Genomic DNA, 22,552 nt, shown 5'->3' with positions numbered 1-22,552 from the left:
CCAGTTTTTTTGTATGATGAGAGGGGCGTTATGAATATGGTATCAGCACTTTAGTCATTAAGTAGAGCAATGATTATGCTAAAGGCGCAATTTACAGTAAACTTTATGCAATGTACCTAGTTCATTCACCATTATTCGAAGGAGCGTCGCCGTGTTTGCTGCTATCAGTATCATAATCATCATATGGATTATAATGTGGATCTTTTATAAGTTCATGTATCCACGTGCTCCAAAGAGCATGATGCCCAAAGAAGGCGACGTAACCACACTGCGCCAATGTAATTTTTGCGCTAACCACTTAGCTGAGTATCGTGGAGTTCTTGAAACCAATGCCGTGGCCCCTACAAATGCTATTAATCCCACTACGATGGATGATAAAACAGTAAATAACGAATTATTCTTTTGCAATTATGAGCATCAAGCCGATTTTCATGCCGGTAAACGTTACCAGCCATAAGACTAAGCCGCGACTTTAAACTGTCTGCTTTAAGGTTCATGTCATGATAGCGTGCGCCTTGAATCATAAGGCGCATGACTGTATTTAATGGCCATAACAACTCAATGGTTATAAAATAGACTGCGCATCTTTCATGATTTTGCTTAATAACGCGACAGCTTGTTCGGTCTCATGACGATGAGTTTCATCCGCTTTTTGCTGCGTATTAATTTTTTCATATAAGTTTAAGCAGCTTAATAGCAACAGGCTCTCTTGCCCTAAATTTGGTGCCTCTCTTTTCGTATCAAGCACAAAATTATTGATATAAAACACCGCTGAGCGTAGCTCTGCTTCTTCGTGCACCGGGCAAAAGATATTATAGTTGTGCCCCGCAATGACCACAACGACTTTTTTCACTTGTGGTTTAGAGCCTTTTGTATCCTTCACGCTACTATTTGAATTTTTGCGCTCAGTAGGGAGATTGTTGGGAGTAACGGTTTTGGTTGGAGTAGGTTGATGATTTGCATTTGGTGCAGAGGTGTCTTTATTTTCAGATGAGTTGTTTTGAGTGTTAGTACGGTTGTCAGTCATAAGAAATCCTACAAGATATTAGAATAAAGGTGAAATCATAGAGCGATAGAAGTTCTCAGTATCAGCTTTCTATTTGATCAATACGTGTGAGCCGATTTAACACCACTTGTGTACGTTCGGCTGCCAGTTGATTTTTTTCTTGTAAGTCGCTGTTCTGTTGTTTGATATCGTGATTTTGCTGTTTGATATCGCTGTTTTGTTGTTGTAGCTCATCGTTTTGCTGCTTAAATTGGCTATTATGCTGCTGTAGTTTGCTATTTTGTTGTTGCAAATTAGCCAGCTGAGTTTGTAGCTTATCTTGCTCTTCACCAATCATATGATGCGCCTCAGCAAGACTCTGATAGCGGTTATCAAGGTTGTTCAGCTGCTTGTTGGCTTTATCACGTTCTAAATAACTGTTATCAAGTTTGGTTTTTAGGGCGGCCAGCTCTTTTGGATCAGTATTTGGTTGTTGTTTGAGGCTATTAAGTTCAGCACTGACGAGCTGATACTGCTTTTTGATGTTTAGTACCGTTTTTTCTAAAACTTTAAGTTGATCATACATAGTCAGTTTTTACCCTTAACAAGTGAGTGTGGATGAATTTTACGCTATGCATTTAATAATGCCATAGGTGACCGCATAATATCTATATCAACAAAGTAATTACACACATTGCCTGTTATTTTTCACCTTTATTAGTCGCCGTACTACAGATAGTGTGGCGCCGCGACTATCGCCCATTAAAAACTAGGATAAACCTTATGAATGACAATATCTCTGGCTGGAACACGTGGTGTACGGCGTTTGAAGAATGGACTGATGTGACTGTTAGTGAGATACATGGTTTAATGACAGGGCTGATGACAGCCTGTGATGCGCCTGATGAGCAAGGTTGGGTGGCGGTACTTGAAGAGTTAAGTTTTGCGTCCTTGCCAGATAATGCATTGACCTTATTGACTGAAGAGGCGGAAGATACGGTATTTCAGCTCAAGGACAAAGACGATGCTTATTCTTATACGCCGCTAGTACCTGATGACGAACATGACTTATATGAGCGTGTCATGGCCCTAAAACAGTGGGCCAACGGCTTTATGACCGGTTTTGGTATTTCTGATTGTCGCTTGAGCGCTGAAGAAAACGAGATGCTCATGGACCTGGCAAAGATTGGCGGTATTCGTCTTGAAGAAGGTGAAGAGTATGAAGGCGGTGAAGAGTCTTATTTATATATTTATGAGTTTGCGCGGATGGTGCCAGTCAGTTTTGCAACGCGCAAACGTAAGCCTGTCAAAGACTTAGCCTTGATTTCAGGACTGAAAATGGATGCTAAAACCACCAAAGAATTACAAGCGGAAGGTAAGCTGCCCAAGCCTATATCGCCGTTCGTTGATGTAATGAACCAAAATAACCCATCGTAAAAAATGGTATAACTTTAAAATAAACAAACTGCTGTTTTGCATAATAGTAACGATGGATAATAGTTATGCGACTTGCCTGTGTATTAATAATATAGCAAGTCGTATAGTTAATATTTAAAACAATCATACGAATTTTGTTTATGGTATACATATAAAATAAGCAGGAGAATAGCGTAATGATAACGGATAGCGATAGGCAACATTTGCGCCGCAGTGTTGAGCTTGCTGCTGAAGCCTTGGCCGCTGGTGACGAGCCATTTGGCAGTGTGTTGGTCGATGGCGATGGTAATGCGTTACATGAAGACCGAAATCGCGTCAATACCGTCGATGCCACTTATCATCCTGAGATTGCTGTAGCACGCTGGGCGGCAAAGAATATGACCCCAGAGGCACGCACCAAGGCGGTGGTCTATACCTCAGGTGAGCATTGTGCCATGTGTTCAGCCGCTCATGCTTGGGCAGGTCTCGGTCGGATTGTCTATGTTAGCTCCTCCAAGCAATTGGGCGAATGGATGGATGAGATGGGTATCGCATCAACATCACCGATTAAATCACTCTCAATCCAAGACGTTGCGCCTAATGTGCCGGTAGAAGGTCCAATCGCTGGGTTAGATGATGACGTTAAAGAGTTGCAACGCCGTGCCCAACAAAAAAATTAAGGGTTATACGCCATGTATCTAACAGGAACCTTAACGTTGCTTTCATTCAATATAGTTACTACCCAATAAAATAGATACGACACATAAATTTCTCCCAGCCATACGGTAACCATTTTAAAGTAGATTGACTAAAGGGATATCCAATGTCTTCAAATACTAATAACAATAGCGATGTTCAGCTCAACTCTGGCGCGTCTTATCCTAAGCAAAGTATCGATTGGCTAACGCGTCTAATCGGCTTCGATACAGTCAGTCGCCATTCGAATTTAGCGTTAATAAAAGACGTGCAAGCTTACTGTGAGCAGCTAGGCTTGACAGTAGATTTAACCTTTAATGAGGCGCAAAATAAAGCCAATTTATTTGTCACCATACCAGCAGGTAAAAACGCTGACATAAACAATGGTGGATTGGTGCTCTCTGGTCATACCGATGTGGTACCAGTCGATGGTCAAGAATGGACATCTGAGCCATTTAACGCTACGATTCGCGGATCGCGTCTTTATGGTCGCGGTGCTTGCGACATGAAAGGCTTTATTGCTTGTGTGTTGACTTTATTGCCATCTGCTGCCACTTTATCTAAAGCCGGTCAGCTGCGTCGCCCGCTACATTTGGCTTTATCATTTGATGAAGAAGTCGGCTGCTTAGGGGCGCCATTAATATTAGCAGACTTAAAAGCGCGTGGTATCAAACCGGACTATTGTATCGTTGGTGAACCGACTAATATGACGATGGTGGTGGCGCATAAAGGCATTGCGGTTTATCGCTGCCGTGTGCATGGCAAGTCCGCGCATTCATCATTGACGATGCAAGGTGTCAATGCCATCAGCTATGCCAGTCGTTTGGTGGGATTTGTTGATAGTTTAGCGGAGCAATTAAGTGTCCGTGATGACGCTCTTGATAATGGGGATGCGTTGTTTGATGTGCCCTATTCGACCTTATCGGTGGGTACGATTCAAGGCGGCACTGCGACCAACATCGTTCCTAACTTGTGCGAGTTTACCTTTGATTATCGCAATCTGCCGCACATGACTCAGGACGATATTTTAGTGCCGATTCAAGCGAAGGTAGACGAGCTGAGTGCACAGATGCAAGCGCGTGCGCCTGAGACGAGTATTGAGCTGTATCAAGAAGAAAGCGTGCCAGCGATGACCGATGATGACAGTGATGAGCTTCAACAGTTAATAGCAGCGCTGGTCGAGGATGATAAACGCCATAAAGTCGCCTATGCAACCGAGGGTGGTCAGTTTACCAATGCTGGTATTCCCACAATTATCTGTGGCCCGGGTAGTATTGAACAGGCACATAAAGCCGATGAATATGTTGAGCTGAGTGAGATTGAGCGCTGTGATGGTTTTTTGCAGCGCCTGTTAGATAGTTGTCGTTAGGTAATTATCGTTAGTTAATTTGGCACTCGATCATGTGGCCTCTACAATTTAGCAAAGAGCACTTGACTTGATTGTTCGTGAATTATGTACATAGATTCTCAAAGTAGCACGTTTATTTCCCCTAAATTACAGCTACAAAATTACTCATAAACCATTTTTAATACTGGTTAGGATAAAAGACACCGTCTTAATGGCGGTGTTTACTTTTTAGAGCCAAATGGTTCACAGTGATACGATTTAAAATTAAATGTTTTTAAACGATAAGGTAGGGGTTGGTTGATGTCTTGGCATCTGTTTGTGGTATTTTTTGCAAGTACGTTTTTTATATCAGCTACCCCAGGGCCTAATATGTTGCTGGCGTTTCAATATGGTCTCAATTATGGCGTTAAGCGCACGTTATGGACGCTCGCGGGGTTGAGTCTTGGGCTATTTATTCTGCTACTTTCCACGCTACTCGGTCTAGATGTGATCAGCCGCCAGTCACCGTGGCTGCTGACGGTTATTAAGACCATCGGTGCGTTATATTTAATATATTTAGGCATTAGCTCATGGCGTGATACTAATAATAGTAGCTTGATGAGTGATGCAAGCGCGATGAGTGCAGAGGTTAGCGCTGAGCTGACACCAAACCCTGATAGGTCTGCTAAACCTTTGCCACGCTCACTGTCTAGTGCAGCCGTTAAGTCGGTTCCTAACGACTGGATACTATTCAGAACTGGCATGTGGGTATCCTTATCTAATCCAAAGGCGATTTTGTTTTTTGCCGCTTTTTTTCCTAAATTTATCAATTTTAGTGCGCCACTATGGCCGCAATATATTATGTTGACTGTAGGGCTGTTTTTAAGCGAGACTATTTGGCAGCTTATTTATACCATCGGTGGTAAAAAATTAGCAGGTTGGCTCGATGTTGGCGAGCGCTTGGCGTGGCTCAATCGTGGTTGCGGAGTGATCTTTATTCTAATCGCAGCCGCTTTAATTGTTGACGTTATTAGTACCTTATAAGGCGATTAAAATGCTGTGATTAAAGGTTGCATAGGTTGCGCTTTACTTAACAGCAGTGATTGATTCTAAATGTCTAAGAAAATTCTAAAAGCATAAAACCCTAAAATCATAAATATACTAAGAAATCACAGATAAAAAAAGCCACTAAGAGATCAATCTTAGCGGCTTTTTTATAGAGATAATAGTCATATGCTTTAGTATGCTTTTAAGCCAATATGGCCTCAAGCTCACCTTTGACCATATGCGGACTGACAAAGTCAGTAATACGGACGCTGACGATTTTACCCAATAGCTCATCCATTTGCTCAGGATTATAAGGGAACATCACCGTACGCGTATTATCGGCAGTACCGATTAAGCACTCAGGATGACGATTGGCCACTTGCTCAACCAGTACCCGTGTTGTTGTACCGATCATATCATGAGATTTTTGCAAAGTAGAATCTATAATTACCTTCTGGAATTCCGCTAGACGTTGTTTCTTAGTAGTAAAGCTCACATCATCCGGTAATTCTGCTGCTGGTGTACCCGGACGCTTGGAATAAATAAAGCTATAAGAATGATCAAAGTCTAAGTCTTTTGCCAACTGCAAGGTCTGTTGATAGTCCTCATCAGTCTCACCGGGGAAGCCGATAATAAAGTCACTGGACAAGTAAATATCAGGGCGAATAGCTCTGAGCTTATTAATTTGATTGATATAAACGTCAATAGTATGGTTACGTTTCATCGCGGCTAATATTGTATTAGAGCCACTTTGTACCGGTAGATGCAGATGCGATACCAGTTCGGGCAGTTGCGCATAAGCGTCAATGATATCATCAGTAAATTCTAGCGGATGGCTGGTGGTATAGCGGATACGCTCAACGCCGTCCACATGCGAGACATAATGGAGCAGCTCAGCAAAACGGCAAATGTTACCGTCGTCTTTTTCACCGCGATAGCCATTGACGTTTTGACCCAATAAATTAATCTCACGAATACCTTGAGCCGCAAGACTGTCAATCTCTGCTAACACATCATCAAGTGGACGTGAGAGTTCTTCACCACGGGTATAAGGCACGACGCAAAACGAGCAATATTTCGAGCAGCCTTCCATGATAGAAACAAAAGCCTTATAACCTTCCACTCGGGGTTCTGGTAAAAAGTCGAACTTCTCAATACTGGGAAATGAGATATCAATCGTACCAATTCGATTCTTAGGTGAGATATCACGCTGTTCATTTGATTGATCATACAACTCTGGCAAACGATGTAAGGTTTGTGGACCGAATATCATATCGACATAGGGCGCGCGCTTTTGGATATTATCGCCTTCTTGCGATGCCACGCAGCCACCAACACCAATCACTAAGTCCGGACGTTTTTCTTTTAGTTTGCGCCAGCGACCTAATTCCGAAAATACTTTTTCTTCGGCTTTTTCACGGATTGAGCAGGTATTCATCAGCAACACATCGGCTTCATCGATATTATGCGTCACCTCCATTCCGTGCGAATCACCAAGGACGTCGAGCATTTTGCTAGAATCATAGACATTCATCTGGCAGCCTTGGGTGGTAATAAAGACTTTTTTGGCGGTCACTGCATTTTCGGGTGCAGTCGCTGAAGCTGGTTCTAAAATTGGCTCTACGAGTGCATTGACAGCAGATGTAGTGTCCGCCAAATCATCAATACGGGGATTAAATACTGTAACACTCATAAGCGAAAGTCCATGACTGACAAATGAAAGATAATGACTAGATTATCGAAAATAATATCGGTAATCTGTCTTAAATGGTGGCATATTTTATCATAATCGTATCACAATGTGAAAACTAACCGAATTCATTTATGTATAATTAAGACTCATTATTTATAATAGTATCAATTATTTATCGTATTATTTATTATTACTCATAGCTGCTAATATTGAATGGGCGTGCGAGTTAATGAATCATATAATAGGTAGATACTTGCTAAGGGTACGTTGTTAAATAATATCTGTTTGGATAGCAAAGGTTTAGGCAACAGGGCTATTTTATAGCTGCGTCATCTCTGTGTTACGCGTCGCTATCGTATTTATTGATAAATGGTAAGGACGGTGGTTGAAAGTTGAACGAATATAGTATGATAAGTAATAAGCCTTTATACTAAAATTAATCACATTAAAAGATACTGTATCAAAAAGTACTATTACTAAAAAATGTAGATACTAAGTAGATACTAACAAGTCGAATACCAAATAACCCCTAAAGTTGAATCTAAATAATTTCGATATTTTCAGTACAAAAAAACCGAGTGCAGGCTGTAGCTGCTTTATTAAAGCCAGTATGGCAAGCGCGGTTAATGCTGTAGCGGATTTATTTGGGTGTGACTATAAGATCATAAAGAGAGTAAGTATGACAAAGCCGCACACTGCTAAGCGCATTCATCGTCACAGCCACAATAATGATATGCCTAAACGTAAAGCCAGCCCAATGCTGATGCTTAACCGTTTAGATGTGGGCTCACTGCGGGTGGGCGCGCTTAGTTTAGCAACGGCAATGAGCGCGCTAGGATTATCTCAAGTAGCGTGTGCGCAGCCAGCACCTTATAGCAGCAGTTATCAGCAGGACAGCAGTATTGATTCATTCAACGCAGCAGCACAGGCCGCTGATCGTGGTGATGTTAGCGCATTATATAACTATGAACAGCTGATGAGTGGTGGTTTATTTGCCATGTATCCAACATATTGGCGAATGAATTTGGATTTGAATGCGCAAAGCTCAGCGGCTGTGTCGCAGTTTGTGCGTCAATATCCCAATACCGTGATGGCAGAAAAACTGGTTGCAGATTTTGCTGAGACTAAAGCGGCCTCAGGGGATTATGCTTCAGTGCGTCAAGTGGCAAACTTAATTACCAATGCCGATAGTAGTGAGCGCTGTGCGATTGGTCTTGGATTTAATCATGGCGGCGATACCATGCGTGCGCTGGCAGAAAAGTCAGATGTTTGGCTCAGTACCTTAAAGCAGCCGGCGCTATGTGAGCAATTGGCAACAGAGATGAATGACAACGCGCTAATTAGCAATCAAGATCGCGCCGCGCGTCTGAAGCGTATGCTACGTAAAGGTAATACCGGCGACATTATGGCACTATCGTCACGTCTTGGCACGCCCATTACTTATTCAGCGCTAAGTGATATTCAGTTAAACCCCTCCTCATTTTTTAGCCGTTTTGGGCTGCAGCCAAACAGCCAAACCAATCAATATTTATATCTGTACGCCATCGGCCGGATCGCCAACAAATCTTATCGTGAAGCCGCACTACAGCTTGACTTCGATATCAAGCAAGACAATCAGCGTTCAGCGCGGTTATTAAATGATGAGACCCGTCGTTACGCTTATCGCATCCTTGGGGTGCAGCGTATGAGCCACAATACTGATGATGGTTTTAATGCGGAGGCCGTCGACTGGTTTCGCAGCAGCTTAGATAATGACTTTAATTTTGAAGAAGCCGAAGATTATGCCAAAGCCGCCATTCGATTTGGTCGTTGGAATGATGTGATTGAAGCCATCTCCCAAATGGATGCAGAAACTCAAAAGGCCAACCAGTGGCAGTATTGGCTCGCGCGCGCTTATGAGCAATCAAGCGATGGCAATAAGCGTAATATCGCTCAAAAAATGTATCAGCATCTCGCCAAAAGCCATGAATATTATGGACTCATGGCAAAAGATAAAGTCGGGCAACGTTTCGATGCTGGCCGTATGGGCGGTAGTAACTTACCGAACGTCAGTAATAACGATCGCGCGCGGGTAATGCAAAATCCAGATTTTGCACGCGCCTTTGCTTTATATAATGCTGATACCAACCGTGCTTACGCCAACCGTGAATGGAACTGGGCGGTGAAGCAAGCGCGCGACAATCGTGACGACAATTTAATTATTGCTGCTGCTCGTCAAGCTCATGATATGGGCTGGCTGGATCGTGCTGTTTATGCGGCTGATAATACCGACAATGCCAATATTTTAGCGCTATCACATCCGATGCCGCACCAAGATACCGTCGTTCGTTATAGTCAGTCAGCCGGTATTGATCCAGCATGGGCGTATGGTATTATGCGTCAAGAAAGCCGCTTTGTAACCTCAGCGCGCTCCAATGTGGGTGCTAGTGGCTTGATGCAAATTATGCCCGATACCGCAAAATATATCGCGCGTAATTTAGGCGAGTCCTACAGTTCTAGCCGTGCTAACAGTGGTGACACCAATATTCGTTATGGCACCTGGTATATGAGCGATATCTTAACCAAACTAAACTATCAGCCGGTTCTTGCAACTGCGGGCTACAATGCTGGGCCCAATAAAGCCAAGCGTTGGCAGCCTACTTATGGCTCACTGGCTGCTGACCAGTATGTCGAATCGATTGCCTATCCTGAGACTCGTAACTACGTCAAGCATGTAATGGAAAATGCTACCATTTATAGTAGCTTGCTTGGGCGTCCCCAACCAATCAGTCAGCGAATGGGGACGATTCCTGCAGCGTTTTAAAGCAGCTTGCCGGAAGCTAGAGAATAGAGAAGCTAGAAAGCTTGTTGGTAACAGCAATAGTTACGCAGTCGTTATGATGTATCAGGATAAGTATCTACAATACTAAAAATAAGCCATTAGCAATGACTTGCTGATGGCTTGTTGTTTGTTGGTTCTCTAAAGCGATAAGTAAGATTCTGTACGCTTATTTTCTAAAAACTTTACGCTAAGCTTACGCTTTTGCTATAGATTAAAAAACGCGTTTTGTTAACATTACCTTAGCTAGATTCTATATCTTACTCTTAACGGTTATTTAATCGCGTTTACTTAATCTCGTTTATTTAGTTCCTATGTTGTTAGCACTTAGTTATGAGCATATAGATAATTATTAGCACCATAGAATAAGCCTATAGGCCCTGTTTGATAACTGCTGAATGACCTGTTACTTATGATAAAAAAATATCTAAAACTGCCAATATTTAGACCTATGGAACGTCAAATGTCCAATCAGGCGCTGATGTGCGCTGTTTTAAAGCTTCAACGGTTAGAGCAACTAAGTAGACGTTCATCGGATAAAAAGCAGACCATTAAACGTAATACAATGTTTAGTATGGTCGGCTTCTTATTGATGCAAGGCGCGCTGCTAATTCCAGCCCAAGCGGCTAGTATGGCCAAGACTGGACAGCGCGTATTGATGATTGAGATGACGCCAGCATTATGTAATCTGCAACCTTCGCGTGCCCGTATGCGTCAGTGTTTAGAGGGTTATTCACTAACAGTATCGGGTTTAGATTTGGGTTATGGCGAGCGCTGCGGACGCGGTAGTGAGCCGCGATTAACGCCACTACAGCTCAAAATAGTCAACCGTATTATGCCGGATATTACAGTTCGTAGCCAAGCATGGCAACGCTATGGGGTATGTAGTCCGCTAAGCGCCAGCAGTTACTTTCGCCAGATTATCAATCATGCCGGACAACTAAAACTGCCTAATGAGCTTAATACGGGCAATAGTTATACCGTTTCTAAGTCAAGTTTTGTTAGACAAATGACGCGTCTAAATAGTGGTATGACGTCCTCAAGTATTGATCTAATTTGTCAAGACGGTAGCCGTCGTCAGTCGATACTTACCGACATCCATGTTTGCTACGAAGGCAATGATTTTGGTAGCTGTACCAACGTGGTAGATAATTGCGGTAAAAATTTCATTATATCAGGTGGAAAATAGATTGCCTTTCAACACTTATGACCTTTCAATATTTTTATTTTTGCAAGCTTTATAGAACTTATTTGCTTAATTAAGAGGTCATGTAATTCCTTCTCAGCTATTTTATTTCATCTGATTCTAATTACTACTAAACTTTTGTATGTATAAAATGTAACAATATAGACCGAAGCCTACGTTGTATTGTCTCTAGACGGTTTACCAAACGAAGTGCTACACTAACCCTCGGTTTGTGACTGCTATCATTTAGCAAGTCGATATTTAAAATGACCATGTCTAGAATGACAATGACATTATCTAATAATCAATTAGGGAATATTTTATGAAACAGCCTTTACGTGTTGCCGTGACTGGTGCCGCTGGAAATATCAGCTATGCCATGCTTTTTCGTATTGCATCTGGTGAGATGCTAGGTCAAGATCAGCCTGTTATTTTGCAATTACTTGAAATCGCCCCTGCACTTGACGCGCTAAAGGGTGTGGTCATGGAATTAGAAGACTGTGCATTTCCTTTATTAGCAGGTATTGTGCAAACTGATGATGCCAAAGTCGCCTTTAAAGATATCGACTATGCTTTATTAGTCGGCTCACGTCCTCGTGGCCCAGGTATGGAACGCAAAGATTTATTAGAGGCCAATGCGGCGATTTTCTCAGCCCAAGGCAAAGCCTTAAATGACGTTGCTAGCCGTGATGTTAAAGTATTGGTTGTGGGTAACCCTGCTAATACCAACGCGGTTATTGCTCAGCGTAATGCACCAGATTTAGACCCACGTAACTTCACTGCGATGACTCGTTTGGATCATAACCGCGCCATGGCTCAGTTGGCTGGTAAAACTGACAGCACCATTAATGACGTGAAAAAAATGATCATCTGGGGCAACCATTCATCAACTCAGTATCCTGATTTGACTGCTTGTACCGTTAACGGTAAGCCAGCTTTAGACTTAGTTGATCGTGATTGGTACGAAGCGACTTATATCCCAGAAGTACAACAACGCGGTGCGGCAATTATTAAAGCTCGCGGGGCTTCTTCAGCAGCTTCTGCCGCCAATGCTGCTATTGCACACGTACGTACGTGGGTAATGGGTACCGAAGACAACGATTGGGTATCAATGGGTGTTTACTCTAATGGCGAATACGGTATCGCTGAAGGCTTGATTTATTCATTCCCATGTACTTGTAAAGATGGCGATTGGTCTATCGTTGCTGACGTTGATGTGTCATCAGATTTCTCTAAAGAGAAAATGGCCGCCACTGAGCAAGAGCTTAGCGAAGAGCGTGACGCGGTAGCGCATCTACTTCCATAAGTAGATAGTGGATGAATAGTTAGATAAGTTATTAATTTGCTAGCTCGTGAATAACCAGAGTTAGCAAATTAAAATAGAAAGGCCCTCTTAAATTCGAGGGCTTTTTTGCGTCTTAAATCCCTACTGTTACATAGACGTTAACCTAATAGACGTTAATATAATAGCCGTTAACATAATTGGTAACGTTGAATAACAGCTTTTAAAATGAGCTTTGCTACAATAAATAAGCATTTAAAAGTTTAGACATAATTTAGATATACGAAAGTAGATAAACAACAAGCCATAAAAAACAAACCAGCATGATTAATCAAAAAACTTCAAGGAGAAAGACGATGTTAGGTGAACCAGATTATACTATTAATGACTTATTTGCTCAATTAGGACTGGATAGCTCAGATCAAGCTATCGACAATTTCGTTGAAAAACATCAACTGGCAAAAGATGAAAAGCTCATAGAGTCCGATGTTTGGAATGACAATCAACGTATGTTCTTACAAGAAGAATGGGAAAAAGATGCTGCATGGGTGGAAATTATCGATGATTTGAACGTTCGCATGCATCCCAGCGCTTAATTATTTATATAAAAGCTTATAAAATAAAACCCACAGTTTGTTAGCTTGTGGGTTTTTTATGGTTCTTAAATCTGGTTCTTAAATTCAGTTTTTAAGTTTAACCACGCTGCTGTGCGCGCCATTCGATTAAATTCTGCACATCGTTATGGATACCAGATTTTAGCGCCTCTAAGCTGTCATAGTGACGTTCGCCATGTAAAAAATGCAAAAATCGCACATGTAGCATCTGCCCATATAAATCAGCTTGCAACTGGGGGAAATGGACCTCTAAACGCCAGTCATGAGCTTTATCCACAGAGGGCCTGGTACCAATACTGGCGGTACCAAATAAGCTATGTGGACGTAAACCAGCTATGCCTGTTTTGCCGTGAGTGGCGAGTTTAGTAAGTCCATTAGAAATCACCTGTCCACTCTCATTAAGGCTTACCACATCGACGGCAAAAATACCGTGTAGCGCCGGTTTTAGCCGCGCTAGATCAATATTAGCAGTTGGAAAATCCATCGTACGACCAATTCTATCGCCGCCAATGACAGAACCTATGTTGGCATAATCACGTCCAAGCAAACGATTGGCAGCGCTAATATCACCGGCTAGTAGCAGATCACGAATGCGAGTAGAGCTAATGCGCTCAGCGCTGTTTTTATCAATAGGATTATCATCAGTAACCGTATCCAGATTGGTCACGTGCAAGCCATAGTCACGCAAAAACTGACTGTCACCAGTTCGATCGTGACCAAAGCGAAAATCATCCCCCAATACTAACGCTTTTACATTTAAGCGTAGCGCCAAAAGATCAGCAAACGCTTGGGCGGATAGGGAACGAAAATCACTATCGAAGCTGGCAACGATTAAGGTTTTAACCCCATATTCGGCTAGTAAGGCTTGTTTTTCTGCAAGATTAGTAAGGCGTGCGGGGGCAGTCGCCGGCGCAAAAAACTCACGCGGCTGCGGTTCAAATAGCATCACTGCAGAGCCAAGCTGGTGCTCATCTGCTAGTCTGCGTACTTTGGCCAGCATCGCTTGATGACCCAAATGCACGCCATCGAAGTTACCGATAGTCAACACGCAAGGTGCTAATTCTATTGGACTGTCATTGAGGTGCGTGGCAATCAGTTGTTCAAGAAAATAGGTATTCATAAATTTACAGCTATGATAAGACCAGTTAAATAAAGAAAAACACATCTAAAATCGAATTTGATGTGTCTAAGGCCTGCTATTATAAAGTAAAATAGCGCTATGCACATACTTAAAGGCGCACTACTAACAGCGTATCACTAACGACGCATTACTAAACACCTATTCCCAATGATGAGAAACGCTATGTCTGACGTCAACGGTACATCTACTAGCCTCAACAACCAGTTTATGGTTCAGCGTGCGAGTAACCATGATTTGCCAGCTATTCTAGATATTTACAACCAAAGCATCGCCGGTAAACAAGCCACGGCTAACTTAGCACCGGTTACCACTGAAGAGCGTGTCACTTGGTTTCAAGAACACCTTAACCATCCTACGCGTCCGATATATGTGGTCAAAGCTATTACAGATATTGACCAAACTAATATCCAAAATGATGCCTCACCGATAATCGTGGCATGGGGCAGTTTTAGTGATTTATATGCGCGTACGGCTTATCATATCAGTAGTGAGATCAGTATCTATTTGCATCAAGGCTACCACGGACAAGGTTTGGGCAGCTCTTTAACGCGCTGGATGATGACCCAAGCACCAAGCCTTGGTCTTCGTAATGTGGTGGCACTTGTATTTTCCCATAATCAACCAAGTTTAGGACTGTTTCATAAGCTTGGCTTTGAGCAGTGGGGCTACATGCCGCAAGTCTGCGATATGCAAGGCTTCATCGCTGATGTCGTGATACTGGGTAAAGCGGTAGCCTCTGACGATTAATATAAGCGGTCGCCTTCATTATCTAAATTAAGTTAATTGGTATAAAAGTTCTAACCCAAAATCTTCCATTCACCCTCTATCTTTTGTAACTCATAGGTCAGTGGTGCCGGTTGTTTTTGATTTTTTAACCTAAGCTCACCAGTAACAGTAGCACGAGTTTTATCGCTATTGTATTTAGTATTGGTGATAGTGACGGCTTCAACCGTTTGCTGAAAGGCGAATTGGGTTTTTTTCAGCTCATCGCTGAAGTTAGCCATATCCACTTTATAATAAGTTGCGGCTTTTTCGACATCACCATAATACAAGGTATCGAGTGCCAGCTTGACAGTATTTTCTGCTGTGCCTATTTGGGTGGGATTGGTGAGTAAACTGGGTTGCTTATCAGCTGCTGCTGTCGGATTGATGGTCTTGCTCACCGTTTCGGTATCAGACGCTTCTGCTTTAGCATCAGTGGTTGCGGCTGTTTTTTCAGTATCATTTACATTATTATTATTTACAGTAGTCGTTTGGCTATCTGCCTCTTGGGTAGTGGTAACCGTAGCCGCGTCCTCAGCATTTACTTCTGTCTCTGCGGTATCATTATTGCTGCAACTGCTTAATAGCAACCCCGTACTTAATACACCCGTGGCGAGCAGCATTGGCAAACGTTTAAATGTTAACTGTTTAGACTTCATATCAAACCTCAAAATTCATTTATGCTGTGATAGCCAATTATGGCAACTATTAGTGTCATTAACAGTCGCTGATTAATTTAAGCTTGTGCCTGTTTGGTAAAGCATGGCTAAGTTAACATAACCAATCTACTAACCATGTTTAAGCTGACGCGGACGAAAGCCACTTGCCAGTAGTACTACTCCATAAACCACGGCGCCAACGCTACACATAATGAGCAACGCAATCAGTCGTCGCCACTGTGCTGAATCGGTCGGAAAATAGGGCAGCATCACATAAAGTGTGCCAACCATAGCGCTGGTGGCAATCGCAAACTGGGCAAAGAGTTTTTTCCAATGTGCACCAAAGCGGAAAATATCGCGTTTGTGTAAGAAATAATACAATAAGCCAGCATTGACAAAAGAGGCGCCAGTGGTCGCAAGCGCCAGACCGCCATGTAGTGGAATTTTCAAAAAGTAGAATATACCAATAAAAATGACACTAAAAATCATATTGGCAAAGACAGAAATAATACCGATTTTCACTGGTGTGCGAATATCTTGACGGGCAAAAAATGCAGGAGCAAATACTTTAATCAGCATAAAGCCTAAGATGCCACCCGCCATACTACGTAGCGCCAGTGAACTCATTTGCGCATCACGCATAGTAAACTCACCGCGTAAGAATAGTGCCTGCATCAGCACATCAGAGAGCATAAATAATGCCGCTGCAGCTGGTAGACCGACCACCACAATCAACCGCGCCGCCCAATCAATGGTTTTCTTAAAGGTTATGTCATCTTTTTGAGCTTCACTTTTTGATAAGCTTGGTAGAATGACCGTACCAATCGCCACCCCAATCAGTCCCAGTGGCAGCTCACTCATACGCTCAGCAGCATATAGCCACGAGACCGAACCGCCAATCATTAATGAGGCAAATATGGTATTGAGCAGTAGATTAATCTGAGTAACGGACACCCCAAAAATGGCGGGTAGCATCAGTTTTAATATACGTCTGACGCCTTCATGCTGAAAGTCAATTTTAGGCAATACCAAGAGTTTTTGTTGCGATAACTGTGGTAGTTGAATTAATAATTGTAATAAACCGGCGATGGCCACTGCATAGCCGAGCGCCATAATGGGCGTCTCGAACATAGGTGCAAATACCAGCGCTGCACCAATCATGCACAAATTTAATAATACAGGTGCAAAGGCAGGCGCGGCAAAACGTCCGTAGCTCTGTAAAATACCACTAGCAAAAGCGGTCATGGAGATAAACAATAAATAAGGAAAAGTTAGGCGTAATAGTTCCGCAGTAATCGCGAATTTATCGGGTTGGTCAGCAAAGCCGGGCGCAAATAAGGTCACTACCCACGGTGCCATCAAGATCACCACCACGGTAAGCATCGATAAAATCAGCAAGAGCGCGCCTGAAGTACGACTGACTAATATCTGTACCTGCTGTAGGCTATATTTTTCTTTATATTCTGATAATACCGGCACAAAGGCTTGGCTAAAGGCACCTTCGGCAAATAACCGCCGCAAAAAATTGGGTATCTTAAAGGCGACCAAAAAGGCATCCATCAGACCACCTGCGCCAAAAACCCCTAGCAATACGATATCACGTACCAATCCTAAGATGCGCGACAGCATGGTCATGCTACTAACCACCATGGTTGAACGAAATAACCGACTTTTTGCCATGAGAACCCATTGTGCTTGTTGGTTTGCTAAGTTGTCTATTAATTTACTAAGGTCAAAAAAACTGACGGATTATAGCATTTTCATGGCATATATAAATGAAATGGTTATGGAATGTAGAGTGTCATTTAAATAATTGAATGATTAAGAGGTAGTGGGCCGCTGAGAAACCATTTTACGTAATCTTGCCCATTCAAAATAATCACCCGGATCGGTTTTACGGCTCGGAGCGATATCACTATGTCCGGTTAAATGTCGGCGTGTTTTTGGATAAGCGTGATAAATAGCGGCGACTACTTGCGTCAAGGCCTCATACTGAGCCTCCGTGAAGGGCACAAAATCGGACCCTTCCAGCTCAATGCCAATGCTATAATCATTACATTCTGTGCGACCCAGATAACTGGACTTGCCGGCATGCCATGCGCGCGCGTTAAGATTTACAAATTGGGTAATCGCACCATCACGCTCAATAAATAGATGCGCTGAAACTTCTGCGCCCTCAATGGTTTGAAAATACGGATGTGCCTGCCAATCTAGCTGATTGGTAAATAAGGCTTTGACATAATGCAGGCCATTTGCAGCACATGCACCAAACTCATTCGGCGGTAAACTAATATTATGAATGACGATAGTATCGACAGCTATGCCGTCAGGACGTTTATTATTATTGGGCGAGCACAGCCAGGTTGCTGCTGATAAGCGCCCTTCATTAATGATCATCGACGGTGCTGGCTGCGATAAAGGTGACTGTGAGGGTAATGATGTGAGTGACATAATAGTCTCTGTTGTGAGGTTATTGAGTGGTTGGTGGTGATAAAATTAAACAGATCTTAATAATGCTGATAGCGTGTGAATGATAAAAGGTGAGAGGTGGTGCCATGTCTATAAAATCGAATACTATATCTGTAGAGTCTACACCACGCCCAATAAGTCAGCGCGCCTGTTTGCCGCTTGCCATCGTAGGGCTACTGTTATCCGCGCCCGCACCAGCATTTTTGCCGACACCATTATCGGTGGTGACTACAGGTGCCCTGTCAGCAGAGACATCAGGGCAGTCACCGCAATTAGTGGCGACAACCTCAACTGCTGACATAACATCAGCGACTGGTCAAAATAATAGTACTAATAATGACGCTAATAATAGCGCTAATAACAGTACCAATAATATTAATATCAATGATGCAATACCATTACAAAACGCTCAAAAAAACAACGCTGAGCAATATCTGGCAACGTGGCGCAAACAAGTACAAGCAGACAATCTTGCCCAGCATATAACATGGCGACGCTTGTTATATTTTCTCGATGATAAAAAAAGTTTACTAGGCAAGAGTAAGACTAAAAGCGTGGTCAATGATAAAGATTTCTTTTTAAGTGAGAATGGTCGGCAAGATTCAGGGGCAGAGCTTGATGCTATGCTGGTTGAACTTTCTCAAGAATTGACCACGGCTGTTAATAAGAGTAATGCTAACAATACGGTTAATACTACGAGCAATAGCAATACTCGCACAGTCTCAGACAATGCTATATTGTGCCGTTTTCCTGCGCGGACACAATGGCTGTCAGAGACTTTAAATATCGATAAATCACAGTTACAGACTGACTGTCCACAACTTGATGAGTGGATGGCAACCTTAGCTCCTGAGCAATTGTCAGTGATGTTCGCGCAAGAGTATTTAGACAATCCGTTGTCCGCTTTTGCCCATACCCTGTTGCGTATTGACTCAAAGGCGAGTGTGGCCGACCCCAGCCAAATTCATCATGCTTATGCACTTAATGATACGGTTGATGGCAATCCTGATGACAGCTTTGTTATTTATGCCATCAAATCGATGACCGGCCGCTATAACAATATTATCGAAATCGATCCTTATCCAGAAAAACTTGCTAAGTACTTAAAAGACGATGAGCGTGATACCTGGACTTATCAGTTGGACTTGACGCCCGCGGAAGTACGGCAAATCATGTTCCACGTTTGGGAAACCAAAGACTTAGACTTACCGTATTATTTTACCACCGATAATTGCGCCTCAGAGATTTTGCGCCTGATTGATGTGGTACGCCCCGAAAAGCAGGTATTAAGCCAATTGCCTTATGCGGTCATTCCTTCTGATGTTATCCAATTATTAAATAAAGAACAGTTGTTGGCCAATATGCATTACACCCCGTCCGATGGTACGTTGCGTCAAGCGCATCTAAATGCCGTTAAGCAAGGACGCGATGAGTTGGGCTATCACAATTCTGCAAAACAAACCTTTAATGAGATTAAGTCGGCACAAACCAACCCAATATCGAGCATCGCCGCAGAGGGGCAGACCTTGCTTGTACCCACCCTTGGTTCTATCGATAACAACCCTTTAGATCGGCATTCATTGCAAATGGGAAGCGTTGGCATCGGGCAGCGCGGTGATAACGCTTATATCGATATCGGACTGCGCGCAGGCTATCATGATCTGCTAGATAACCCATCAGGGTTCCCGCAGTTTTTTAATTTAGAAGGGCTAGCTGCCACGCTGCGTATCAATGAAAAAGGCGATGATAATAATAAAACAACTCCCAATAGTGTGGTGCTGCAAAGCTTTACTTTGATTAAAGGGCGCTCATTTAATCCTCTTAATTCAGCTAAAAAAGGCAAAACGTGGGGTGCAAGCATTGAGGCAAATCGCGTTAATGATGGCTCGCAAGAGGAGGGGCGCGACCATTTGGTCGGCAGTATGGCTTATGAGTCTGGTTGGTCATGGGCGCTTGGCACCCCAAAAGCGAACACGGGCGCGATGCCGCCGCAGCTCTGTTATGCGCTGGCGATGGGCGGCGCTCAAGTCGGACGCGGCATTAATAAAGGTTATCGCGTAAGTGCTGGCATGAACGCGGGTTGTGTTTATCAGATTAACAATCAGTTACGCGTGCAAGCTGAATTGCAACTGCCATATTGGTATCATGGCAACAGCAATGAGCCTGATGCCCGTGGCCATTACTGGCAGCCTATCACGACTCTGGGTTTACAATATGATATCGATAAAAAGCAGGCGCTGCGGCTCAATGCCAGCTATGAGTGGCAAGACCGCGTTGATGCCAATGACGATGTGCAACTGTCGTATCGACGTTATTTTTAAGCGTTGTTAACTATAAAATAATCATGATTTAAGTTACTCAGTGAATGGCTTATAAGAAATAGAACTTATTAATACCATTATAAATAAGGATGTTTTATGACGACTCAGAATTGGCTTATTATCGGTCAGGGCGATATTGGCTTACCGGTGACCAACACCCTTGCGCAAGAAAATTTACTGGTGACGGGATTGGCACGTAGTGAGCGCACCCATTACGCCTTAGACGATAAAGCAAAGTTTATGCAAGCCAATGCGCTCAAACTCAGCGCTGAGCAGCTGCAAAAATTTACCCGCATTGCTATTATTGTGACCCCTGATGAGTATTCGACCAGTGGTTATAACAATAGTTACTTAGGAATTTGTCAGCATTTAGGACAGCTTGCGGATAAATTAACTACTCTTGAACGCGTGGTTTTTATCTCATCAACCGGTATATATGGCCAAGATAATGGCGAATGGATCGATGAGCATACCGAGCCTGTTACCCCTGAGCGCGATGCCTCAAAAGTGATACTACAAGCGGAACAAGCCTTGCAACAAGGTTTTGGTGACAAGGCAATCATTATTCGGCCCAGTGGTATTTATGGCCGTGAGCGTTTGATGCGTTTACGTAAGGCTAAAGAGGCGCAAAAAGACCCGATTGCCGCTGAGAGCTGGAGCAATCGCATTATGGATCGCGACTTAGTGACGATTATTGCTAAAGTGCTGACCATAGAGGCACCAAAGCCACTTTATATTGCCACTGATTATTTGCCAGTGACCACGCTTGAGCTGACCACTTGGCTCAGCAAGCAAGTCAGGGAAACCCTGCCGGAAGTCGATAGCGAAAAAACGTCTGTTACGGGGAAGCGCTTACACAGCAACATTCCGTTAGCTTGGCTCAATTACCCTGATTGGCAAGCAGGCTATCATGATATTTTGCAGCAGCAAGGATGATATTATAGATTGGTATAATTAGCGTTTTGTCGTTGCCAATAGTGATGTACCCTAGTACTACTTAGACCAATACTACCAATAGCGCTATTGATACGTGTTATTGGTAGTTTTTAAACTAGGTTTTATTTGTCTTATGTTCTATAACCTATGGAGATTTTATGACCCAGCCATTTACTTCTGATGACAGTTTACCCACCGCCCAGCTAGCGTTAGGGCGGGATAAGCTTGTAGAAGACCGCGCTGAGTCATCATCCAACCTGCCAAATAGCGAGCAGCCTGCTATTGTGCATCCCAATTTTGATCCCAAGCAAACACCTCTTGACCCTGCCAGGCCTTTGAGTGATATTCCAGAGCCCGCACGGCGCGTGAATGGTCAATTACAGCAGCTCTATGGCAAATCAATGCGCTTTTCTCAGCCTAATGAGGACACGTTGTCAAAGTGGCAGCTAATGGCGTCTGAGTCTTTCGCCGAGCATTTAGCGCTATTAAGTGCGGCAACGCTTATTGCACTGCCGGATAGCTTTTATCGCCGTTATCACAGCCAGAGCGCGCCGCCATTATTAACGGCACTTGAACAGATGACGCTGCTTGATATGGCAGATATCCAACGCGCCATCAGGCACTATCCTAAGCTTAGCCGTTACGGTTTTACAGATTCTGATCGTGCTACCGTTGCGAGTATAACCGCTAGTAGCCACGCTAATGCCACTGCTAATAGTGGCAAAAAACCTAATACCTTAAGAGCCTTAACCAAACGCTATGATCCTGATGAGCTGCTTAGCAGTCTTTATGCGGATGATTGGCAAGTTATTTTGCAGCCGCAGCAGTTTGAGACTGGTGCGGGCAGTCTCGCTACTGATATTATGGCTTGTAGTGTAGCGGTTCATGCGCTAAAGCAGTGCGCTACCCGTAAAAGTATCAATCACAGTTATAGCGCGGCGCAAATCTGTCAGCACCTGCGCAGTTATTTGCTAAGCCAAATTTGCCGCGCACCTGCACAGCGTTATCCGTATCGGCAGATTCGACTATTTACCGGACATATTATTGTCGCCGCCTATCATTTAGGTTGGGATATTCAAGTGTGCGATGCTGGCAACTGTTATTTTAATATCTCCTCACGTTGTAGCTTGTTGACTCGTTATGCCAACATGCAAGATTATGATATCAATGGTTGGTCAAGCTAAACAATAATGCGTACAA

General features: G+C 43.2%; 20 protein-coding genes. 13 read left to right on the top strand and 7 right to left on the bottom strand.

Going from position 1 to position 22,552, the window contains the following annotated elements; all coding sequences use genetic code 11:
• Positions 1-193 precede the first annotated feature (193 nt).
• Complete coding sequence (locus AAEY88_RS05380; protein ID WP_350560102.1) at positions 194-457, top strand: hypothetical protein; 264 nt, start codon at positions 194-196, stop codon at positions 455-457.
• 108 nt (positions 458-565) lie between these two features.
• Here AAEY88_RS05380 and AAEY88_RS05375 read toward each other — a convergent pair whose 3' ends face one another.
• Both AAEY88_RS05375 and AAEY88_RS05370 read right to left on the bottom strand, forming a co-directional pair.
• A complete protein-coding gene (locus AAEY88_RS05375; protein ID WP_350560100.1) occupies positions 566-1,027 on the bottom strand; it encodes a cell division protein ZapA in 462 nt (153 codons plus the stop codon).
• Between the two features lie 61 nt (positions 1,028-1,088).
• On the bottom strand, positions 1,089-1,571 hold the full coding sequence (locus AAEY88_RS05370) for a hypothetical protein (RefSeq protein ID WP_350560098.1): 483 nt from the start codon (positions 1,569-1,571) through the stop codon (positions 1,089-1,091).
• 197 nt (positions 1,572-1,768) lie between these two features.
• On the opposite strand from AAEY88_RS05370, the gene AAEY88_RS05365 reads away from it, so the two are divergent.
• From AAEY88_RS05365 to AAEY88_RS05350, 4 genes are all read left to right on the top strand, one after another.
• Positions 1,769-2,422 (top strand): UPF0149 family protein, encoded by a 654-nt coding sequence (locus tag AAEY88_RS05365; protein WP_350560096.1) that lies wholly within the window; start codon positions 1,769-1,771, stop codon positions 2,420-2,422.
• A 176-nt stretch (positions 2,423-2,598) separates the two neighbouring features.
• Positions 2,599-3,081 (top strand): nucleoside deaminase, encoded by a 483-nt coding sequence (locus tag AAEY88_RS05360; RefSeq protein WP_350560094.1) that lies wholly within the window; start codon positions 2,599-2,601, stop codon positions 3,079-3,081.
• Positions 3,082-3,224: 143 nt separating this feature from the next.
• The gene (gene argE / locus AAEY88_RS05355; protein WP_350560092.1) at positions 3,225-4,466 is read left to right on the top strand and encodes an acetylornithine deacetylase; all 1,242 of its coding nucleotides are present in this window, start codon (positions 3,225-3,227) and stop codon (positions 4,464-4,466) included.
• A gap of 279 nt (positions 4,467-4,745) precedes the next feature.
• Positions 4,746-5,468 (top strand): LysE family translocator, encoded by a 723-nt coding sequence (locus AAEY88_RS05350; protein ID WP_350560090.1) that lies wholly within the window; start codon positions 4,746-4,748, stop codon positions 5,466-5,468.
• A 205-nt stretch (positions 5,469-5,673) separates the two neighbouring features.
• Here the strand turns inward: AAEY88_RS05350 and miaB are convergent, their stop codons facing one another.
• A complete protein-coding gene (gene miaB / locus AAEY88_RS05345; protein WP_350560088.1) occupies positions 5,674-7,164 on the bottom strand; it encodes a tRNA (N6-isopentenyl adenosine(37)-C2)-methylthiotransferase MiaB in 1,491 nt (496 codons plus the stop codon).
• A 679-nt stretch (positions 7,165-7,843) separates the two neighbouring features.
• Here miaB and AAEY88_RS05340 point away from each other — a divergent pair.
• The 4 genes from AAEY88_RS05340 (at position 7,844) to AAEY88_RS05325 (ending at position 13,046) form a co-directional block, all read left to right on the top strand.
• Positions 7,844-9,967 (top strand): transglycosylase SLT domain-containing protein, encoded by a 2,124-nt coding sequence (locus AAEY88_RS05340; protein ID WP_407074406.1) that lies wholly within the window; start codon positions 7,844-7,846, stop codon positions 9,965-9,967.
• A gap of 478 nt (positions 9,968-10,445) precedes the next feature.
• Positions 10,446-11,171, top strand: a complete 726-nt coding sequence (locus tag AAEY88_RS05335) for a hypothetical protein (protein ID WP_350560086.1) — start codon at positions 10,446-10,448, stop codon at positions 11,169-11,171.
• Between the two features lie 319 nt (positions 11,172-11,490).
• A complete protein-coding gene (locus AAEY88_RS05330) occupies positions 11,491-12,474 on the top strand; it encodes a malate dehydrogenase (RefSeq protein ID WP_350560084.1) in 984 nt (327 codons plus the stop codon).
• Positions 12,475-12,806: 332 nt separating this feature from the next.
• The gene (locus AAEY88_RS05325) at positions 12,807-13,046 is read left to right on the top strand and encodes a DUF2789 family protein (protein ID WP_350560082.1); all 240 of its coding nucleotides are present in this window, start codon (positions 12,807-12,809) and stop codon (positions 13,044-13,046) included.
• A gap of 97 nt (positions 13,047-13,143) precedes the next feature.
• Here the strand turns inward: AAEY88_RS05325 and ribF are convergent, their stop codons facing one another.
• On the bottom strand, positions 13,144-14,184 hold the full coding sequence (ribF, locus tag AAEY88_RS05320) for a riboflavin biosynthesis protein RibF (protein WP_350560080.1): 1,041 nt from the start codon (positions 14,182-14,184) through the stop codon (positions 13,144-13,146).
• Positions 14,185-14,367: 183 nt separating this feature from the next.
• Here ribF and AAEY88_RS05315 point away from each other — a divergent pair, with 183 nt between their 5' ends.
• Positions 14,368-14,952 carry an N-acetyltransferase family protein gene (locus AAEY88_RS05315; protein ID WP_350560078.1) on the top strand — a complete coding sequence of 195 codons (585 nt, stop codon included), beginning with the start codon at positions 14,368-14,370 and terminating at the stop codon, positions 14,950-14,952.
• Positions 14,953-15,002: 50 nt separating this feature from the next.
• Here AAEY88_RS05315 and AAEY88_RS05310 read toward each other — a convergent pair whose 3' ends face one another.
• The 3 genes from AAEY88_RS05310 to ampD all read right to left on the bottom strand — a co-directional run bounded on the left by AAEY88_RS05310 (position 15,003) and on the right by ampD (position 18,077).
• Positions 15,003-15,626: a hypothetical protein gene (locus tag AAEY88_RS05310; protein WP_350560077.1), complete on the bottom strand. Its 624-nt coding sequence runs from the start codon at positions 15,624-15,626 to the stop codon at positions 15,003-15,005.
• 129 nt (positions 15,627-15,755) lie between these two features.
• A complete protein-coding gene (murJ, locus tag AAEY88_RS05305; protein ID WP_350560076.1) occupies positions 15,756-17,306 on the bottom strand; it encodes a murein biosynthesis integral membrane protein MurJ in 1,551 nt (516 codons plus the stop codon).
• 141 nt (positions 17,307-17,447) lie between these two features.
• Positions 17,448-18,077, bottom strand: a complete 630-nt coding sequence (ampD, locus tag AAEY88_RS05300) for a 1,6-anhydro-N-acetylmuramyl-L-alanine amidase AmpD (RefSeq protein ID WP_407074405.1) — start codon at positions 18,075-18,077, stop codon at positions 17,448-17,450.
• A gap of 104 nt (positions 18,078-18,181) precedes the next feature.
• Here ampD and AAEY88_RS05295 point away from each other — a divergent pair, with 104 nt between their 5' ends.
• The 3 genes from AAEY88_RS05295 (at position 18,182) to AAEY88_RS05285 (ending at position 22,536) form a co-directional block, all read left to right on the top strand.
• Entirely contained in the window at positions 18,182-20,416 is a 2,235-nt protein-coding gene (locus tag AAEY88_RS05295; protein WP_350560075.1) for a DUF4105 domain-containing protein, read from the top strand.
• A 96-nt stretch (positions 20,417-20,512) separates the two neighbouring features.
• Positions 20,513-21,352 (top strand): SDR family oxidoreductase, encoded by an 840-nt coding sequence (locus tag AAEY88_RS05290; RefSeq protein ID WP_350560074.1) that lies wholly within the window; start codon positions 20,513-20,515, stop codon positions 21,350-21,352.
• A gap of 158 nt (positions 21,353-21,510) precedes the next feature.
• A complete protein-coding gene (locus tag AAEY88_RS05285; RefSeq protein WP_350560073.1) occupies positions 21,511-22,536 on the top strand; it encodes a hypothetical protein in 1,026 nt (341 codons plus the stop codon).
• Positions 22,537-22,552: the final 16 nt, after the last annotated feature.

The sequence above is a fragment of the Psychrobacter sp. CAL346-MNA-CIBAN-0220 genome (genome assembly GCF_040309805.1).
In the GTDB taxonomy this organism is placed as follows: Bacteria; Pseudomonadota; Gammaproteobacteria; order Pseudomonadales; family Moraxellaceae; genus Psychrobacter.
This window is presented reverse-complemented; position numbering and strand designations above follow the sequence as displayed.

Bases quoted from the DNA above. Each gene is read 5' to 3' on its own strand.
- AAEY88_RS05380 (WP_350560102.1), top strand. From the start codon at position 194: ATGTGGATCTTTTATAAGTTCATGTATCCACGTGCTCCAAAGAGCATG.
- AAEY88_RS05375 (WP_350560100.1), bottom strand. From the start codon at position 1,027: ATGACTGACAACCGTACTAACACTCAAAACAACTCATCTGAAAATAAA.
- AAEY88_RS05370 (WP_350560098.1), bottom strand. From the start codon at position 1,571: ATGTATGATCAACTTAAAGTTTTAGAAAAAACGGTACTAAACATCAAA.
- AAEY88_RS05365 (WP_350560096.1), top strand. From the start codon at position 1,769: ATGAATGACAATATCTCTGGCTGGAACACGTGGTGTACGGCGTTTGAA.
- AAEY88_RS05360 (WP_350560094.1), top strand. From the start codon at position 2,599: ATGATAACGGATAGCGATAGGCAACATTTGCGCCGCAGTGTTGAGCTT.
- argE (WP_350560092.1), top strand. From the start codon at position 3,225: ATGTCTTCAAATACTAATAACAATAGCGATGTTCAGCTCAACTCTGGC.
- AAEY88_RS05350 (WP_350560090.1), top strand. From the start codon at position 4,746: ATGTCTTGGCATCTGTTTGTGGTATTTTTTGCAAGTACGTTTTTTATA.
- miaB (WP_350560088.1), bottom strand. From the start codon at position 7,164: ATGAGTGTTACAGTATTTAATCCCCGTATTGATGATTTGGCGGACACT.
- AAEY88_RS05340 (WP_407074406.1), top strand. From the start codon at position 7,844: ATGACAAAGCCGCACACTGCTAAGCGCATTCATCGTCACAGCCACAAT.
- AAEY88_RS05335 (WP_350560086.1), top strand. From the start codon at position 10,446: ATGTCCAATCAGGCGCTGATGTGCGCTGTTTTAAAGCTTCAACGGTTA.
- AAEY88_RS05330 (WP_350560084.1), top strand. From the start codon at position 11,491: ATGAAACAGCCTTTACGTGTTGCCGTGACTGGTGCCGCTGGAAATATC.
- AAEY88_RS05325 (WP_350560082.1), top strand. From the start codon at position 12,807: ATGTTAGGTGAACCAGATTATACTATTAATGACTTATTTGCTCAATTA.
- ribF (WP_350560080.1), bottom strand. From the start codon at position 14,184: ATGAATACCTATTTTCTTGAACAACTGATTGCCACGCACCTCAATGAC.
- AAEY88_RS05315 (WP_350560078.1), top strand. From the start codon at position 14,368: ATGTCTGACGTCAACGGTACATCTACTAGCCTCAACAACCAGTTTATG.
- AAEY88_RS05310 (WP_350560077.1), bottom strand. From the start codon at position 15,626: ATGAAGTCTAAACAGTTAACATTTAAACGTTTGCCAATGCTGCTCGCC.
- murJ (WP_350560076.1), bottom strand. From the start codon at position 17,306: ATGGCAAAAAGTCGGTTATTTCGTTCAACCATGGTGGTTAGTAGCATG.
- ampD (WP_407074405.1), bottom strand. From the start codon at position 18,077: ATGTCACTCACATCATTACCCTCACAGTCACCTTTATCGCAGCCAGCA.
- AAEY88_RS05295 (WP_350560075.1), top strand. From the start codon at position 18,182: ATGTCTATAAAATCGAATACTATATCTGTAGAGTCTACACCACGCCCA.
- AAEY88_RS05290 (WP_350560074.1), top strand. From the start codon at position 20,513: ATGACGACTCAGAATTGGCTTATTATCGGTCAGGGCGATATTGGCTTA.
- AAEY88_RS05285 (WP_350560073.1), top strand. From the start codon at position 21,511: ATGACCCAGCCATTTACTTCTGATGACAGTTTACCCACCGCCCAGCTA.